Raw genomic sequence first — 18,291 nt, 5'->3', positions numbered from 1 at the left:
TCCCTTTTCTTTGTTAATCATATTAACAAAACAGAAACTTCCTGTCAAATAAAAAATCCCCCAGATTCTACTCTGAAGGATTCCTATCTTATTTCACAACAATATTAACGAGTTTGTTAGGTACTGCAATCACCTTCACGATTTCCTTACCGTCAATTTCTGCTTTGACTTTTTCATCCGCTAGAGCAATTTCTTGCAATTCTTCGCGTGATAGATCTTTAGCAACCATGAGTTTGGCACGGACTTTACCTTTGATTTGGACGACGATTTCGATTTCGTCTTCAACCAATTTACTTTCGTCCCATGTTGGCCAAGCCACGTAAGAGATTGACTCACCTGTTGCTGCAACAGTTTGCCAGAGCTCTTCTGCCAAGTGAGGTGCAAATGGTGCAATCAACTGAACGAAGCCTTTGGCGTAGTCTACATAGAGCTTGTCTTCCTTGTTGGCAGCGTTGACAAAGACCATGAGTTGGGCAATAGCTGTGTTGAATTTGAGGGACTCGATTTGCTCTGTTACAGATTTGACTGTTTCGTTGTAGACCTTGTCAAGAGCGCCATTGTTTTCCGCAAGGATTTCTTTACTTGTAATCAAACGGTAAACACGGTCAAGGAACTTACGGCTTCCTTCCAGACCTTCTTCTGACCAAGCGATTGAAGCATCAAGTGGCCCCATGAACATTTCATAGACACGAAGGGTGTCGGCACCGTATTGTTCCACCACATCGTCTGGGTTAACAACGTTCTTAAGCGATTTAGACATCTTAGCTGGTGCTTGCTCCAACTCTTCCCCTGTTTCTACATGGAAGAAGGAACCGTCACGTTTTTCAACCTTGTCAGTCGCCACAAGAGCCCCACGGTGGTCACGGTAGCTGGTTCCCAAAATCATCCCTTGGTTAAAGAGTTTTTGGAATGGTTCCTTAGTTGGAACAACACCGAGGTCATAGAGGAATTTATGCCAGAAACGAGCGTAAAGCAAGTGAAGAACGGCATGCTCTGCACCACCCACATAGATATCTACTGGCAACCATTGTTTGAGAAGATCCTCGTCAGCCAATTTCTCAGTATTGTGTGGGTCAATATAGCGGAGGTAGTACCAGCTTGAACCTGCCCATTGTGGCATGGTGTTGGTTTCACGACGACCCTTGACACCATCTTCACGAGTCACTTCAAGCCAGTCTGTCAAGTTAGCTAGTGGACTTTCTCCTGTACCTGAAGGGCGAATATTCTTGGTTACTGGCAAGACAAGTGGCAATTCACTTTCAGGAACAGCTGTTGAAGTCCCATCTTCCCAATGAATGATTGGAATTGGCTCACCCCAGTAACGTTGACGGCTAAAGAGCCAGTCGCGGAGACGGTAGGTAACCTTCTCTTGTCCACAGCCTTTTTCTTCCAACCAAGCCACAATCTTGGCAATCGCGTCTTCTTTGTTGAGTCCATCTAGGAAGTCTGAATTAACGTGAAGGCCATCTTCTGTGTAGGCAGCTTCTTCAACGTTTCCACCTTCAAGTACTTCTACGATTGGAAGGTCAAATTGTTTGGCAAATTCCCAGTCACGTTGGTCGTGGGCAGGCACAGCCATGACCGCACCTGTACCATAGCTAGCAAGAACATAGTCGGCAATCCAGATTGGAATTTCCTTACCATTGGCAGGGTTGATGGCATAAGCACCAGTCCAAACACCAGTTTTTTCTTTAGCAAGGTCTGTACGAGCCAAGTCAGACTTAAGGCTAGCTTGGTGTTTATAGTCTGCTACTGCCTCTGCTTGCTCTGGACTTGTGATAGCGTCAACCAAATCATGTTCAGGAGCCAAAACAGTGAAAGTCGCACCGAAAAGGGTGTCCGGACGAGTGGTAAAGACTGTGAATTCCTTGTCTGTTCCCTTAACTTTAAAAGTTACATTAGCACCAGTTGATTTCCCAATCCAGTTGCGCTGCATGTCCTTGATAGACTCTGGCCAATCAAGTTCATCTAAGTCATTGAGCAAACGCTCTGCGTAGGCCGTGATTTTGAGCATCCATTGGCGCATTGGTTTGCGGACAACTGGATAGCCTCCACGCTCAGAAGTTCCGTCAGGAAGCACTTCTTCATTGGCAATGGCAGTTCCCAATTCCTCAACCCAGTTTACTGGCACTTCAGCTTCATAGGCCAAGCCTTTTTCGTAAAGCTTAGTGAAAATCCATTGCGTCCACTTGTAGTAGTTTGGATCTGTCGTGTTAACTTCACGATCCCAGTCGTAAGAAAATCCAAGCGCATTGATTTGGCGTTTGAAGTTGGCAATATTTTCCGCTGTAAATTCTGCTGGGTCATTACCAGTATCCATAGCATATTGCTCTGCAGGCAAACCAAAAGCATCCCAACCCATTGGGTGAAGTACGTTGTATCCTTGCGCACGTTTGTAACGGCTGAGGATATCGGTTGCAGTATAACCTTCTGGGTGTCCTACGTGCAGACCCGCTCCAGACGGATAAGGGAACATATCAAGAGCATAAAACTTCGGTTTTGAAGCATCTGTTCCTGTCTTAAATGTATGATGTTCTGCCCAGTAGCCCTGCCACTTAGGCTCAATTTCTTTATGATTGTAAAAACTCATGGTCTCTCTCCAATTTTGTGATGTTACTATTATACCATTTTTGAGGGAATTTGGTCTCGTTCTATTCTATACTTTTCTATTTTACCTTGCTCTAGAATTTTTAAACTGCTATACTTATAACAGAAAACCCTTCCAAGGAGGTAGCGGATGTCTCATTCCTTTAAAAAATCTCTCCAAAAAGAAATTCTCCATAGAAGCTCTATCGCAGCTTTTATGACCTCTCTTTTACTACTCATTTTACTTTTTGGTTTTTCCTATTTTTTACAAAAGCAGCAACTCTCCAAAGATACGAGACAGATTGTCAAACAGGTTCAAGAGATGAAAGAAGCCAATAATGAGCTCCTGACTACTATGAACCATAAAATGATTCCAGGATTTTTGGATGGCAAACACACAGAGCGAGAAGTCTTTAGCTTATTTTACGAGACAAAAGCTAGACTGAAGCTTAGTTCTGACCTCATTATCCTAAGTGATACAGGTGAATTACTATTTAGTACCAATCGCAATCATCAAGAAAGTATTTTATCTCCCTACTATCTAAAATTGCTCATTCAAAATCCTTCTCAAGAAAAAGTGACAGAAAAAATTGCACTCTCTTCAGACAAGCAACACTACACACTCTTTATCAAACCACTACTTCAAAACCAACGAGTTAAGGCCTATACTATTGCTTTCGTAAATGAGAATGATTTCATCTCAAGTTTCCCAATGATCAATTCCAAATACATCATTACCGATAGCTTTGGAAATATGTTTTCTAACAATACAAATCAGTTCACTCGTTCCACTCTTGAAAAATTTGATGAAAAACTCCTACACTCTCGCACCCACTGGTATGCGAACGAACCGCTTATTGTTCAAAAAGAAAAAGTCAGTGCTATTTTTTCAATCTATACTTTTCAATCCTTCTTTCCCATTCCTAGCTTACTTGGTCTAGCCTCCATTCTCACCTTATGTATATTCTTCCTCTACTTTTGGCAAGCAAGGCGAATTGCTCATAAAATTGCGACACACAATGCTGTTCCTATTGAAAGTTTGGTTTACCAACTTCAAGAAATTCCCAAACAAGCAGAAAAAAGGCTTTCTCTACAAACAGGTGATGAGTTTGAATTTATGGCAGAAAAAATTAATAATATGTTGTATGAATTAGATCAACTTCATCAAAAAATGCTAACCATCGAAAAAGAAAAGTGGATTTTTGAAAGAAAAATGCTGGAAGCTCAGTTCAATCCTCATTTTCTCTACAATACACTTGAGACAATTAAAATTACTTCTTTAATGGATGCCGCTCTCACACAAGACCTGATTCAAAACCTCACGCGCATTCTTCGCTACAGTATCACCGATTTAGAAAAAGAAACAACCATTTGTCAGGATTTAAAGATTATAGAGGATTACCTGATTATTCATAAGATTCGTTTTGAGCACTTTTCTTATGATATTGTCTGTCCAGAAACTGTCGATAATCAGCCTATTCCTAAACTTTTCTTGCTTCCTCTAGTAGAAAATGCTATAAAATATGGAATGCAATACCGTATTGATCTTCATATTGATATCCAAATTACCTTGGAATCAGATTCTCTAACTTTTTTAGTCAAGGATAATGCTGGAGGACTCACAAAACAAGAGCGACTCGCTATTTTAGACTCTTTAGAAAGCCCTCATACCCAGCATGGCATCGTTAACAGCTATAAACGATTGAGCAATTTCTTTTCTGATGTCCAGCTAGATTTAGGAGTCAATCGTCAAGGAGAAACTTGGGTCAAATTTATAACGAAAGGACTAACTCATGTTTAAGCTCATTATCGTAGAAGACGAACACCTCATTCGAAAATGGCTAGAGATTGCCGTAGACTACTCTGCCTTAGGTATCCAAGTCGTAGGAACTGCCAGTCACGGTCAAGAGGGAATGAAACTCATCCAAGAAAAAGAACCCCATATTGTCTTAACAGACATCACAATGCCAATTATGGATGCTTTTATGATGTTTGAAGCCACTCGTACTCTCTCCTATGAAAAAGTTATCTTATCAGGTTATAACGATTTTCAAAATGCCAAAAAAGCCATGCAATATGGAGCAGTTGATTTCTTATCCAAACCAATTGATACCAAGGAGTTGACAGAATGTCTTCAAAAAATTGTTTTGCGATTACGAGTTAGCACTCGTCAAGAAACTCCTTTTTTAGAAGAATATCAAACTTTACTCACCTCTATCCAACAAATTGATACACAAAACCAAATCATTCAGCAAATTCTTGAATTTGTTCATCAACACTACTGTATGCACTTTACCATTTCTAGCATTGCAGAGAATCTAGGGTATAGCGAAAGTTATCTATATAAGGTTATCAAAGAAGACTTCCCAATGACACTAAATGAATATATCTTACGCTACCGGCTCAAGCAAGCTATAAATAAAATAGCTGAGTCCCCCAACTCCCCCTTAAGCGATATCTCTGAACAAGTTGGATTTTCAGACTATAAATATTTTGCAAAAGTTTTTAAAAAGTATCTCCATATTTCTCCAAAAGAATTAAAACTCATGGATAAAAACCATTGATGTAAAAGAATTGCTCAACTCTAGCAATCTTTTTATTTTGTACTTTTACCCAATGAAAATCAAAGTGCTAACTACTCAAATCATAGCTTTGAGATCACAGATAAAGTGACGTGTTTTGAAGAGGATTACCATCAAAATCTCAGCTACAATTCACCAATTCTTACTCTAGGAACTCATTTCCTATTTTTCGTTTTAGATTTCTTTAAGGTTTTTATTATATCCTGTAGAACTCTACAATTTAAAGACATTAACAATCTAGGTAGAGAAAATGTTCGTAAAAAAGGAGATACTTATGAAAAAAATACTATTCTTTCTCTCTTGTGGCTGGATATTCCTTTCTTTATCAGGATGTTCTTCACCTATAGAAGCGGAAACTAGCACTGAAAAAGATTCAGATAGCACTTTGGTTGTCTACTCGCCTAACCCTGAAGACCTTATCGAAGAAACAATCCCAGCCTTCGAAGAAAAATATGGTATTAAGGTTGACTTAGTACAAGCCAGCACTGGTGAATTGTTCAAAAAAGCTGAGGCCGAAAAAGAATCCCCAGTAGCCGATGTCATTTTCGGAGGCTCCTACGCTCTCTTCTCTTCTAACGAAAAACTTTTTGAACCTTATATTTCCCAAGAAAATGACCAGATAATCCCTGAATATCAAAATAAAACAGGATTCTACACACCTTACACACTGGATGTCAGTGTTATCATTGCCAATTCAGCTCTTACAAAAGATATTAAAATTGAAGGCTACAATGATCTACTCAATCCTAAATTAAAAGGAAAAATTGCTACTGCTGATCCAAGTAACGCATCTAGCGCCTTTGCTCAATTAACAAACATGCTTGTCGATCAAGGTGGATACGAAAATGAACAAGCTTGGACTTATGTGAAAAATCTATTTACCCTGGTAGATGGGAAGATTGCATCTAGTTCTTCAAATGTTTACAAAGCTGTCGCCGATGGAGAAATGGCTGTAGGGCTCACCTATGAAGATCCTGCCTTAAAACTTTTAAACGACGGAGTTGATGTAAAAGTCATTTATCCAAAAGAAGGAACCGTCTTTTTACCTGGTAATGCGGCTATCGTCAAAAACGCCAAACATATGGAAAACGCTAAGAAATTTATCGATTTCCTACTTTCTCAAGAAATCCAAGATAAGCTAGGAACTGAAACAACAATCAGACCCATTCGTAAAAATGCTAGAACCAATAAAAATATGAAGGCTATGACAGAAATCAATATTGCCACTGAAGATTCCGATTATGTCATTAAAAATAAATCTACTATTCTTAAAAAGTACAATGACATTTTTACAGATATCCAATCTAAAAAATAAAATTTGACTTACCAGTGATTAACTGTCAAACCCTACTATAAAATCAAAAAGATTACTTCCGTTTTTGTAGAGAATTTTACTCTAATAGAATAGAATTATCGGTTTTAAAAACGCTTACATTGTTTTAAAATAAACTTAAATAACACAACGGAGGTATCCATCATGAAAAAGAAATGGATGTATTATGCTGCTTGCGGACTAGCCCTTTTTGGTCTTGCTGCTTGTTCTTCTAATGAATCTGCCGATGGCGGTTCATCTGATAAAGGAGACGGCGGTTCGCTAGTCGTTTATTCACCAAACTCAGAGGGCTTAATCGGAGCAACTATTCCTGCCTTTGAAGAAAAATATGGTATCAAAGTAGAACTGATTCAAGCTGGTACTGGAGAACTTTTCAAAAAACTAGAGTCAGAAAAAGAAGCTCCTGTAGCCGATGTCATCTTTGGTGGTTCTTATACACAATATGCTACCCACGGAGAACTCTTTGAAAACTATACTTCAAAAGAAAATGATAATGTTATCAAAGAATATCAAAACACAACTGGCTACTCTACACCTTATACACTAGATGGTAGTGTTTTAATCGTCAATCCTGATTTAACGAAAGGCATGAACATCGAAGGATATAGCGACCTTCTCAAACCTGAACTAAAAGGAAAAATCGCAACTGCTGACCCAGCAAACTCTTCTAGCGCCTTTGCTCAATTAACAAATATGCTACAAGCTCAAGGTGGTTACAAAGACGATAAAGCTTGGTCTTATGTAAAAGATCTCTTCACACTTATTGATGGTAAAATCGGTTCAAGCTCATCTGGTGTCTATAAAGCAGTCGCTGACGGAGAAATGGCTGTTGGTCTCTCTTATGAAGATCCAGCAGTTAAACTCTTAAATGACGGAGCTAACATTAAGGTAGTCTATCCAAAAGAAGGAACAGTCTTCCTACCTGCTAGTGCTGCTATCGTTAAAAAAGCGAAAAATATGGAAAATGCCAAGAAATTTATCGATTTTATTATCTCTCAAGAAGTACAAGATACACTTGGTACAACCACTACTAACCGTCCTGTTCGTAAAAATGCTAAAACGAGCGAAAATATGAAACCAATTGACAAAATCAAAACACTCACTGAAGATTATGATTATGTCATCAAGAATAAATCAGATATCGTTAAAAAATACAACGAAGTCTTTACAGATATCCAATCTAAACAGTAAAAGAGGTTCACTATGAGTGAGATCAAAATTATTAACGCAAAAAAAATCTATCACGATGTCCCTGTTATTGAGAATTTGAACATTACAATTCCAAAAGGAAGTCTCTTTACCCTTCTTGGGCCTTCAGGGTGTGGGAAAACGACCCTTCTTCGTATGATTGCAGGTTTCAACAGTATCGAAGGCGGAGAATTTTACTTCGATGATACAAAAATCAATAATATGGAACCCAGCAAACGCAATATTGGCATGGTTTTTCAAAACTACGCTATTTTCCCACATTTGACTGTCCGAGATAATGTTGCTTTTGGTCTCAAGCAAAAGAAAGTTCCAAAAGAAGAATTGATTCAACAGACCAATAAATATCTTGAACTCATGCAAATTGCTCAATATGCGGATCGAAAGCCCGATAAACTCAGTGGTGGACAACAACAACGTGTTGCTTTGGCACGTGCCTTAGCTGTTAATCCAAGTGTTCTCCTCATGGACGAGCCACTTAGTAATCTAGATGCCAAACTTCGCTTGGATATGCGTCAAGCCATTCGAGAAATCCAACACGAAGTGGGAATTACAACCGTCTATGTGACCCACGACCAAGAAGAAGCCATGGCTATTTCAGATCAAATTGCTGTTATGAAAGATGGGGTGATCCAACAAATCGGCCGACCAAAAGAACTCTATCATAAACCAGCTAATGAGTTTGTAGCAACCTTTATCGGACGCACAAATATTATCCCTGCCAATCTCGAAAAACGGAGCGACGGCGCTTATATCGTCTTTTCAGATGGCTATGCCCTTCGAATGCCCGCCCTTGATCAGGCTGAGGAACAAGCTATTCATGTAAGTATTCGTCCTGAAGAGTTTATCAAAGATGAATCTGGAGATATTGAAGGAACTATTAGCGATAGCGTCTATCTTGGACTGAATACTGAATACTTCATCGAGACAGGCTTTGCCTCAAAAATTCAAGTTAGCGAAGAATCAACTTTTGAAGAAGATCTACAAAAAGGCGATCGTATTCGTCTACGAATCAATACTCAAAAATTAAACGTCTTTTCTGCAGATGGTTCTCAAAACCTGATAAAAGGAGTCAACCATGGAACGTAAAAAACTAAATATTTGGACAGCCTCCTCTTTCTTCATCTTTCTTACCTATCTTGTCTTTCTCGTTTATCCTATCGTTACTGTGCTCAAGCAAGCACTCATACATGAAGGACAATTCTCACTAGCTAATTTTGTCACTTTCTTTAGTAAAGCCTACTACTCTGAGACACTAGTCAACAGTTTCAAGGTTTCCATTACCGCTACTGTCACTTCCTTAGTCGTAGGAACCTTATTAGCTTACCTCTTTTCCATGTATGATTTCAAGGGAAAGAAATTTCTACAAATATTAATTATCATTGCTTCCATGTCAGCTCCTTTCGTAGGAGCCTACTCCTGGATTCTCTTGCTGGGACGAAATGGGGTCATTACTAAATTCCTGACAAATACCCTTCATCTTCCAGCTATCGATATTTATGGATTCAAAGGAATTGTACTTGTCTTTACACTACAATTATTCCCACTGGTATTTCTATACGTTGCTGGGACAATGAAAAGTATTGACAATTCTCTACTTGAAGCCGCTGAAAGCATGGGTTCCTTCGGATTTAAGCGTATCGTAACGGTTGTTTTACCTCTCCTAGTTCCAACTTTACTAGCTGCTGCCCTACTTGTATTTATGAGAGCATTCTCAGACTTTGGAACGCCTATGTTAATTGGTGAAGGATATCGGACTTTCCCTGTCCTGATCTATACCCAATTCATTAGCGAGGTTGGAGGAAATTCTGCTTTTGCATCTGCTTTAGCAATTATGGCGATTATCATTGCCTTGGCAATTTTCCTTATCCAAAAATACATTTCAAATCGCTATAGTTTCAGTATGAATTCGCTCCATCCAATCGAGCCTAAAAAAACTACAAAAGGAAAAATGGTTGCCATTTATGCAACAGTCTACGGAATTATCTTGTTCTCTGTTCTACCTCAAGTCTACTTGATTTATACTTCTTTCCTAAAAACATCAGGTATGGTATTTGTCAAAGGTTATTCTCTAAACAGTTACAAGGTAGCTTTCAATCGTATGGGATCTGCTATTTTCAATACCATTCGTATCCCTTTGATTGCCTTAGTTCTAGTTGTCCTATTCGCAACATTTATCTCCTACCTAGCCGTTAGAAAACGGAATTTGTTTACAAACTTAATTGACAGCCTCAGTATGGTTCCTTATATTGTACCAGGAACCGTTCTAGGGATTGCCTTCATTTCTTCCTTCAATACTGGCCTATTTGGAAGTGGATTTCTTATGATTACAGGAACAGCTTTCATCTTGATTATGTCCCTATCTGTCAGAAGATTGCCTTATACGATTCGCTCATCTGTTGCTAGCTTGCAACAAATAGCCCCAAGTATTGAAGAAGCTGCTGAGAGCTTAGGAAGTAGTCGTCTCAATACCTTTGCCAAGATTACAACTCCAATGATGCTATCTGGTATTATTTCTGGAGCCATCCTATCTTGGGTCACAATGATTTCAGAACTCTCTACTTCTATCCTCCTCTACAATGTCAAAACAAGAACAATGACTGTAGCCATTTATACAGAGGTTCTCAGAGGGAATTACGGTGTAGCCGCAGCCTTGTCAACTATCCTGACTGTTCTAACAGTAGCTTCCTTGCTCTTATTTATGAAAATCTCTAAAAATAACAGCATTACACTTTAGTTTTCCCCATCAAAAACAGCCGAAAGGATTACCCTCGGCTGTTTTTTCTTATCTTGATATTCCTATCAAATTCTTAGTTCATGACAAGTAAACCTAGACTGATTAAATAGAGGCTTCCTCCATCTTCTCCCGTCCTAGTTCTCGGTAACTACGGTCGCCGACAACTTCTACACTAAACTGACCGTCCTCATATTCAAGGATCGTCACGCTGCCATTATCTAGACCATGCGGATGCATGCCATTAATCAAATAAACAATGGTTCCAATGGTCATTCCGTGGCTGACAACAAGGGCGTTGCCGCCGCCTTGTTCTTCCATTTCTTTGGCAATCGCTTCAAAACCTTCCTTGATTCGGCCACTGAGTTTTTCCCAACCTTCAGCCCAACCAGCTGTATCGACCTCTACCAATCCCTCAGCCAGTTCAGCATAAGACAATTGGTGAACATGGTCCACATTAAAGATACGAGGAATAATGCCCATGAAAAGATCACCATCGTAGGCTCCATCAAAACTACCAAAACACCATTCTCTGATACGCTTGTCCATGCGATAAGGGATTTTTCCCTGCAAGCCAAGTTCATCAAGAATAATTCCCATGGTCTGAATGGTGCGCCCAGAATCACTCGAATAAGCGCGCTCAAACTGTAGACCAGATTCACGCAAACCGATTCCTAATTCTTGAATCCCTCTCTCACCTTCAGCTGTTAAGGGAGTATCGCTCCAACCTTGCGCGCGACCAATCGTGTTAAACATAGTCTTACCATGACGTACCAAATACAATCGTACTTTTACCATTTTCCGTCCTCCGTTTGCTTCTATTATATCATGGATGATAAAACAAAAGCCACCCATACAGGCGACTTTTGCAGGAGATTATTATGAAAAAGTTTAGGAGTTCTATTAAATAAAGATATTAGATGAAAATCAAATTCAAACTAAATCAGAGTTATCTGTTTCAAATAATATTAGGAGGTCTTTATTTAATGATTATAGTATACACACATAACCTTAAATAGAACTTAAAAAATTATACCCATTCACCTTTTTCATTTACTTTATAGCCGTTAATGGTCATATTTTTTGCCAATTTTCCATCAGCTAACAAGTAATACCACTTATCTCCATCCTTAATCCATTGGTTACGAGCGTACTTGCCGTCTTGGTTCAGATAATACCAACTATCATACTGAGAATCAAATACCCACTCACTCTTAGCCATGTAACCGCCACGTTTTAGGTAGTATTCTCCCTGCCAAGCTTTCTCCACATAACTACCAGTTGAGTCTACATAAAACCAGCTCTTATAGTCTTCATCATAAATCCATTCACTTGCAGCCATTGAAGCATCTGCTTTTAGATAATAACGCCCTACCCAGCGGTTTCTTACAAGGTTACCAGAAAGGTCATTATAGTACCATTTGCCAGACTCTTTAAACCACTTACTTGCTTGATGATTTTTCTTAGTCTCTCCATTAGAGGTAACAGTAGCTTGAGATGAAGTTGAAACTGAGTATGAAGTCCCAGTAGAAACTGCTTGAATAGCCTCTTCTTTTGTCACCTTAGGCTTAGCTTTTCCTTGGTAAACATCTTCGATACGCTTAGTAAAGACAGATAATTCCTCAGCTGATAGCATTCTACTATTTTTGTAATTAGCATCCTCACGTATATCAGCTTCTGTTTTGATCTTTCTAACAGCTTCTTCTACTATGTCATCAATCTTACTAAACATAGAAACTTTATCTGCTTTCGAAAGTGCATCATCATTACTAATAGCTGTCTTCTCCATAAAGGCAACAGCATTAATTTCTCTGATATTTTTTTCCGTTGGTGGAATTGTGTATGGACGAAAATCATTAGAATAGAAAGAGACTAATTTTCGCAAATACTCACTTAAACGCTCTGGAATATCATATGACGGACTATACTTTTCTAATCCCTTATAACTATTTGGCCCACGATAGTCATATTTTTCTGAAACAATTTTGATTGTAATTTCTCTTTCAAGAGATGTATAATACGGATTTTCTCTTATTTGAGTAATTACAAGCTCCTTTTTCTTTTGTATCGCCATATCAAAAATTTGAAAATTTAGATTATGCAAATAATCATTATAATTCTTGTGTGAGTCTAAGGTAGCTAATCTTTCTTTAGAATACCATAATGGAGCTGATAATAACTCTTTTTCTATATTATCTAAATTAGATAAAAATCTTTGACGATTGTCAGTAAAATTTTCAGAAACCTTTTTCTTGATTTGTTCTACATCATTTTGAGAAAAAGAAATACTACTCCAGTTAGCTTCATCAATCTGTTTCAATATATCTTGTCTATCCTTCTCCTGTAGCTCTATATAAGATTTCCTAATATTATCTATTTCTTTCTTAACCTCTTCTCGAGTTGTACTAGTAGTAGTTTCATGACTTTCTTCCTGTGCAAAAACTACTTGACTGGTAAAACTTGGGACTAGTAAAGTCGACAGTCCTAAAGCTACTAAAGCATGTTTCATTTCTTTTTTCATCATTTTCTCCTATTTTCTTAATTTTTAAAACTATGAATTGGTGCTGGAATTTGTCCACCGCGAGAGATGAAATCAACAGACGAAGCCCCATTGACCTTCATAACAGGTGCAGTACCTAATAGGCCACCAAACTCAATCATATCGCCTTCTTTTCCTTTTGGAATAATACGAACAGCCGTAGTTTTCATGTTAATGACACCAATTGCTGCTTCATCCGCAATCATGGCCGCAATGGTTTCAGCAGGTGTATCCTCCGGAATGGCAATCATATCCAAACCAACGGAACAGATAGCTGTCATGGCTTCTAGTTTTTCCAAATTAAGGGAGCCATTTTGTACTGCTGCAATCATTCCCTCATCCTCAGAAACAGGAATAAAGGCACCAGACAAACCACCGACTTGGTTGCAGGCCATAACTCCGCCCTTCTTAACTTGGTCGTTCAAGAGAGCTAAAGCAGCCGTCGTTCCATGTGTTCCAACTGTTTCGAGACCCATTTCCTCAAGAACACGTGCTACAGAATCTCCAACTGCAGGAGTTGGCGCCAAACTCAAGTCTACAATACCAAACTCCACACCCAGTCTCTCACTAGCCATATGACCAACCAATTGACCGATACGAGTGATCTTAAAGGCAGTCTTCTTGACTGTTTCTGCTACTACGTCAAAGCTCTCTCCACGAATTTTTTCCAAGGCACGCTTGACCACACCAGGACCAGAAACTCCGACATTGATGATAACATCTGCTTCCCCAACGCCATGGAAGGCACCCGCCATAAATGGATTGTCCTCAACAGCATTAGCGAATACAACCAGCTTAGCTGCCCCCATATCAGAAAGATTTGCCGTTTCCTTAATAACTCGTCCCATATCTGCCACAGCCGTCATATTAATACCAGACTTGGTTGAGCCGATATTGACTGACGAACAGACCTTCTCCGTTTCAGCCAAAGCACGCGGAATAGAATTGATGAGAATCTCATCTCCCTTTTGATAACCCTTTTGTACCAAGGCAGAGAAGCCACCAATAAAATCGACACCGATTTCTTTCGCAGCCTTATCGAGCGCTTTTGCCAGAACCACGTAGTTCGTCGCATCTGTCGCCGCCCCAATCAGAGAAATAGGAGTCACCGATACACGCTTATTAACGATAGGAATTCCCAACTCAGCTGCAATTTCATCGCCGACAGCTACTAAATTAGCCGCCTTGGTCGTAATCTTTTGATAAATTTTCTCCGCAGCACGATTGATATCTGGATCAATACAGTCTAATAGGGAAATTCCCATGGTAATAGTTCTGATATCGAAGTTTTGCTCCTCAATCATGGAGATGGTTTCAGTAACTTGTCTAATATCCATGATAACCTCCTAGATATTATACATAGCTTCGAAAATCGCTGCACTCTGAATATTGATTTTCACATTCAAAGTTTGCCCAAAAGTTTCAAACTCATTTCGCAGATAAGTAAAATCCTGCTTATCATCACTAGATACAACAGCCATCATCGTGAAATATTCATCCAAAACAGTTTGAGAGATATCATCAATATTCAAACCCAATTCTGCAATTTTACCAGAAACACCTGCAACAATTCCAGATTTATCTTTACCAACAACAGTTATAATCGCTTTCATAAGCAAACTCCAATTCTTCTTAAAATAAGAAACCTGAACATTAAACAGGATTCTTTTCAAATAGTATAGCATAATTCTAACGAAAATACTCAAAAACGCCTGCTTACGAAGTTGTTCTTAAGCAAAAAACAATTTCGTAAACAAGCGTCTACTATCCCAACTTATGATGAGTGTTCCCGCTAGGACCGAAATCCTAGCGGTAGACCAGAGCTAGACTAAGAGCACAAGACTCCATCATCATAACACTCAACAAAATTGATGATTTTATACTAATTCGATGATCGCCATTGGCGCTGCATCACCACGACGTGGTTCAGTTTTAAGGATACGAGTGTATCCACCGTTACGTTCAGCATAACGAGGTGCGATTTCTGAGAACAATTTTTGAAGTGCTGTAGTAGAAGTGTACTTATCAGTTGCTTCATCATAGTTTTCAGATGCGATTTCATTACGTACGAAAGCAGCTGCTTGACGACGTGCATGCAAATCACCACGTTTACCTAGAGTAATCATTTTTTCAACAGTTTTACGGATTTCTTTAGCACGAGCTTCAGTTGTCACGATTGATTCGTTGATCAAAAGGTCAGTTGTCAAATCGCGAAGCATTGCTTTACGTTGTGAGCTAGTGCGTCCTAGTTTACGGTAAGCCATGTATTCCTCCTTTATTTATCTTTTAATCCAAGACCCAAATCAATGAGTTTGAGTTTCACTTCTTCCAAACTCTTGCGTCCAAGATTTCGTACTTTCATCATCTCTGCTTCAGATTTTTCTGTCAAATCATGCACAGTATTAATACCGGCACGTTTCAAACAGTTGTATGAACGCACAGACAAGTCCAGTTCCTCAATCGTACGATCCAAAATACGATCGTCAGATTCAGTATCAGCTTCTTTCATCACTTCAGTTGACTTAGCAATCTCAGTAAGATTTGTAAACAAATCAAGATGTTCTGTCAAAATACGTGCTGAAAGCCCTAAAGCATCTTCTGGAATAATTGTTCCATTTGTCAAGATTTCAAGGGTTAATTTGTCAAATCCATCATTGCTACCTACACGAGCAGGTTCCACTTGATAGTTGACTTTTGTAACTGGTGTATAAATAGAATCTACAGCAAGTGTTCCAACTGGTGCATTATCCTTTTTATTTTCATCAGCAGGTACATATCCACGACCACTGTTAACAGTCATAGTCGCTTTTAAGGAAGAACCTTCACCGATTGTAAAGAGATAATGATCTGGATTTACAATTTCAATATCGCTATCTGTCAAAATGTCACCAGCTGTTACTTCAGCAGGACCTTCAACATCCAGTTCGATGATTTTTTCGTCTTCAACGTACGATTTCACTGCAATTCCTTTAATGTTCAGAATGATTTGCATCACGTCTTCACGAACACCTGGAACTGTGTCAAACTCATGTAACACACCATCAATATTGATAGATGTCACAGCTGCTCCTGGTAGAGAAGCTAGAAGTACACGACGAAGAGAGTTACCAAGAGTTGTACCGTAGCCACGTTCAAGTGGTTCGATTACAAACTTGCCATAATCTTTATTTTCATCAATTTTTGTTATATTTGGTTTTTCAAACTCGATCATTTAGTTACTCCCTCTTAAACGAAAAGCAGTGTAATGCGATGATTATACACGGCGACGTTTTGGAGGACGAGCACCATTGTGTGGCACTGGAGTCACATCACGAATTGCTGTTACTTCAAGACCAGCGGCAGCAAGCGCACGAATAGCTGACTCACGACCAGAACCTGGACCTTTTACAGTAACTTCAACTGATTTAAGACCGTGTTCTTGTGCAGATTTAGCAGCAGCTTCAGAAGCCATTTGAGCAGCGAATGGTGTAGATTTACGAGAACCTTTGAAACCAAGAGCACCAGCTGATGACCAAGCAATTGCATTACCATGCACATCAGTAATCATAACAATAGTGTTATTAAATGTAGCGTGAATATGAGCAATACCAGATTCGATATTCTTTTTCACACGACGTTTACGTGTTGGTTTAGCCAAGACTTTTACCTCCTATATTATTTTTTCTTACCAGCAATCGCAACAGCTTTACCTTTACGAGTGCGAGCGTTGTTTTTAGTGTTTTGTCCACGGACAGGAAGTCCACGACGGTGACGGATACCACGGTATGAACCGATTTCCATCAAACGTTTGATGTTCAAGTTTACTTCACGACGAAGGTCACCTTCAACTTTGATTGCATCCACTTCACGACGGATAGCATCTTCTTGATCTGATGTAAGATCACGTACACGAACATCTTCTGAGATTCCAGCAGCAGCCAAAATTTTCTTAGATGTTGCAAGTCCGATACCATAAACATAAGTCAATGAGATTACTACGCGTTTGTCATTTGGAATGTCAACTCCAGCAATACGAGCCATGTTTTCTCCTTTCTATCTTATCCTTGACGTTGTTTGTGTTTTGGATTTGCTGGGCAAATTACCATAACACGACCATTACGACGAATAACTTTACAGTATTCGCAAATTGGTTTGACCGATGGTCTTACTTTCATTTCTTATCCCTCCAAGTTTTTCGATTATTTAAAGCGGTAAGTGATACGTCCACGTGTCAAGTCATATGGACTCATTTCGACAGTAACACGATCTCCCGCTAAAATACGAATATAGTTTTTACGAATTTTACCAGAAACTGTTGCTAAAATCTGATGTCCATTTTCAAGTTCAACCGTAAACATTGCATTCGGCATTGTATCAACTACTTTGCCTTCAACTTCAATCACATCGTCTTTTGCCACGCAAAAGCACCTCCATAAATTTCGATTCGATGCCTCTAGACACAGAGACAACAATTATAAGTCAGACTATCTCAGTATAACATTTGTAGCGGATTTTTGCAAGTGTGAAAAACGCTTTATTTCAAATTTGTCAATACTTTTTCGATATCTGAGAAGACATCATTGATATCTTGATTACCTTCGATGTCATGAACCAAACCTTTGGCACGGTAGTGAGCAATGATTGGTTCCCCTTGAGCAATATTCACATCCAAACGACGTTTTACTGTCTCAGGCTTATCATCTTCACGTTGGTAGTAATCTTCTTCTTTATAGTCAACTGGTGGGTTAAAGACCTTGTGGAAAGTTTCTCCAGTTACGCGGTGGATAATACGACCACTCAAACGTTCCAAGAGGCTATCTGGATTTACTTCAATGTTGATGACACCTTCTAGTTCAATGCCAAGTTCAGCCAATGTTTTGTCCAAGGCATGAGCTTGTTCGATTGTACGTGGGTAACCATCCAACAAGAATCCTGTTTCTTTAATATCATCTTGTGAAAGACGTTCTTTTACGATTCCATTTGTAACTTCATCAGGAACTAATTCACCCTTGTCAATGTATGACTTAGCAAGAACACCCATTTCAGTTTGATTTGCCATAGCAGCTCGGAACATATCACCTGTTGAGATATGTGCAACATGGAATTGTTCTACGATTTTTGCTGCTTGAGTTCCCTTACCTGCACCAGGTAAGCCCATAATCAAAAGATTCATGATTTGATCTCCTTATTTTATTTTTAAATAGAAGCAAAAAGTCTTTTCACCCCTATTTAAAAACAAAATAGAAGAGGGGAGATCCAACTCTTACAAATGTCAGAGTTTAAACCTCCACTCTCTCAGCATTTACTGATTCATACTCAATGAAAATCAAAG

Annotated in this window: 18 protein-coding genes; 6 read left to right on the top strand and 12 right to left on the bottom strand. The window is 39.0% G+C overall.

Translation table 11 applies throughout. From position 1 onward, the window contains the following. Positions 1-88: 88 nt before the first annotated feature. Positions 89-2,590: a leucine--tRNA ligase gene (gene leuS / locus HMPREF1048_RS12165; RefSeq protein WP_000011731.1), complete on the bottom strand. Its 2,502-nt coding sequence runs from the start codon at positions 2,588-2,590 to the stop codon at positions 89-91. Between the two features lie 147 nt (positions 2,591-2,737). Between leuS and HMPREF1048_RS12160 the strand changes: the two genes are divergently transcribed. The 6 genes from HMPREF1048_RS12160 to HMPREF1048_RS12135 all read left to right on the top strand — a co-directional run bounded on the left by HMPREF1048_RS12160 (position 2,738) and on the right by HMPREF1048_RS12135 (position 10,444). Further along, the gene (locus HMPREF1048_RS12160; protein ID WP_000019710.1) at positions 2,738-4,387 is read left to right on the top strand and encodes a sensor histidine kinase; all 1,650 of its coding nucleotides are present in this window, start codon (positions 2,738-2,740) and stop codon (positions 4,385-4,387) included. Further along, complete coding sequence (locus HMPREF1048_RS12975) at positions 4,380-5,150, top strand: response regulator transcription factor (RefSeq protein WP_000475408.1); 771 nt, start codon at positions 4,380-4,382, stop codon at positions 5,148-5,150. The genes HMPREF1048_RS12160 and HMPREF1048_RS12975 overlap by 8 nt, the downstream gene beginning before the upstream one ends. Positions 5,151-5,442: 292 nt before the next feature. Further along, complete coding sequence (locus HMPREF1048_RS12150) at positions 5,443-6,483, top strand: ABC transporter substrate-binding protein (RefSeq protein WP_000721793.1); 1,041 nt, start codon at positions 5,443-5,445, stop codon at positions 6,481-6,483. 162 nt (positions 6,484-6,645) lie between these two features. Further along, positions 6,646-7,692 carry an ABC transporter substrate-binding protein gene (locus tag HMPREF1048_RS12145; RefSeq protein ID WP_000731166.1) on the top strand — a complete coding sequence of 349 codons (1,047 nt, stop codon included), beginning with the start codon at positions 6,646-6,648 and terminating at the stop codon, positions 7,690-7,692. A gap of 12 nt (positions 7,693-7,704) precedes the next feature. Further along, on the top strand, positions 7,705-8,796 hold the full coding sequence (locus tag HMPREF1048_RS12140; RefSeq protein WP_001289693.1) for an ABC transporter ATP-binding protein: 1,092 nt from the start codon (positions 7,705-7,707) through the stop codon (positions 8,794-8,796). Continuing rightward, positions 8,786-10,444 carry an ABC transporter permease gene (locus HMPREF1048_RS12135; protein WP_000440016.1) on the top strand — a complete coding sequence of 553 codons (1,659 nt, stop codon included), beginning with the start codon at positions 8,786-8,788 and terminating at the stop codon, positions 10,442-10,444. The genes HMPREF1048_RS12140 and HMPREF1048_RS12135 overlap by 11 nt, the downstream gene beginning before the upstream one ends. Before the next feature lie 102 nt (positions 10,445-10,546). Here HMPREF1048_RS12135 and HMPREF1048_RS12130 read toward each other — a convergent pair whose 3' ends face one another. From HMPREF1048_RS12130 to HMPREF1048_RS12080, 11 genes are all read right to left on the bottom strand, one after another. Then, on the bottom strand, positions 10,547-11,239 hold the full coding sequence (locus tag HMPREF1048_RS12130) for a histidine phosphatase family protein (protein WP_000241548.1): 693 nt from the start codon (positions 11,237-11,239) through the stop codon (positions 10,547-10,549). A 232-nt stretch (positions 11,240-11,471) separates the two neighbouring features. Next, positions 11,472-12,962: an N-acetylmuramoyl-L-alanine amidase family protein gene (locus HMPREF1048_RS12125; RefSeq protein WP_000711929.1), complete on the bottom strand. Its 1,491-nt coding sequence runs from the start codon at positions 12,960-12,962 to the stop codon at positions 11,472-11,474. 17 nt (positions 12,963-12,979) lie between these two features. Continuing rightward, positions 12,980-14,317 carry a PFL family protein gene (locus tag HMPREF1048_RS12120; RefSeq protein ID WP_000354928.1) on the bottom strand — a complete coding sequence of 446 codons (1,338 nt, stop codon included), beginning with the start codon at positions 14,315-14,317 and terminating at the stop codon, positions 12,980-12,982. A 9-nt stretch (positions 14,318-14,326) separates the two neighbouring features. Next, positions 14,327-14,593: an ACT domain-containing protein gene (locus HMPREF1048_RS12115; RefSeq protein WP_000644119.1), complete on the bottom strand. Its 267-nt coding sequence runs from the start codon at positions 14,591-14,593 to the stop codon at positions 14,327-14,329. Between the two features lie 264 nt (positions 14,594-14,857). Beyond that, positions 14,858-15,244 (bottom strand): 50S ribosomal protein L17, encoded by a 387-nt coding sequence (gene rplQ / locus HMPREF1048_RS12110; RefSeq protein ID WP_000331493.1) that lies wholly within the window; start codon positions 15,242-15,244, stop codon positions 14,858-14,860. An 11-nt stretch (positions 15,245-15,255) separates the two neighbouring features. Next, positions 15,256-16,191: a DNA-directed RNA polymerase subunit alpha gene (locus tag HMPREF1048_RS12105; protein ID WP_000568988.1), complete on the bottom strand. Its 936-nt coding sequence runs from the start codon at positions 16,189-16,191 to the stop codon at positions 15,256-15,258. Positions 16,192-16,233: 42 nt separating this feature from the next. Continuing rightward, positions 16,234-16,617 carry a 30S ribosomal protein S11 gene (gene rpsK, locus HMPREF1048_RS12100; protein ID WP_001118385.1) on the bottom strand — a complete coding sequence of 128 codons (384 nt, stop codon included), beginning with the start codon at positions 16,615-16,617 and terminating at the stop codon, positions 16,234-16,236. A 17-nt stretch (positions 16,618-16,634) separates the two neighbouring features. Then, positions 16,635-17,000: a 30S ribosomal protein S13 gene (gene rpsM / locus HMPREF1048_RS12095; protein WP_000090781.1), complete on the bottom strand. Its 366-nt coding sequence runs from the start codon at positions 16,998-17,000 to the stop codon at positions 16,635-16,637. A 17-nt stretch (positions 17,001-17,017) separates the two neighbouring features. Next, the gene (gene rpmJ, locus HMPREF1048_RS12090; RefSeq protein WP_001808836.1) at positions 17,018-17,134 is read right to left on the bottom strand and encodes a 50S ribosomal protein L36; all 117 of its coding nucleotides are present in this window, start codon (positions 17,132-17,134) and stop codon (positions 17,018-17,020) included. 24 nt (positions 17,135-17,158) lie between these two features. Then, a complete protein-coding gene (gene infA / locus HMPREF1048_RS12085; RefSeq protein WP_001029883.1) occupies positions 17,159-17,377 on the bottom strand; it encodes a translation initiation factor IF-1 in 219 nt (72 codons plus the stop codon). Positions 17,378-17,493: 116 nt separating this feature from the next. Continuing rightward, positions 17,494-18,132 carry an adenylate kinase gene (locus HMPREF1048_RS12080; protein WP_001050436.1) on the bottom strand — a complete coding sequence of 213 codons (639 nt, stop codon included), beginning with the start codon at positions 18,130-18,132 and terminating at the stop codon, positions 17,494-17,496. Positions 18,133-18,291: the final 159 nt, after the last annotated feature.

It is taken from the genome of Streptococcus mitis SK575 (assembly GCF_000257865.1).
Classification (GTDB): Bacteria; Bacillota; Bacilli; order Lactobacillales; family Streptococcaceae; genus Streptococcus; species Streptococcus mitis_CQ.
This window is presented reverse-complemented; position numbering and strand designations above follow the sequence as displayed.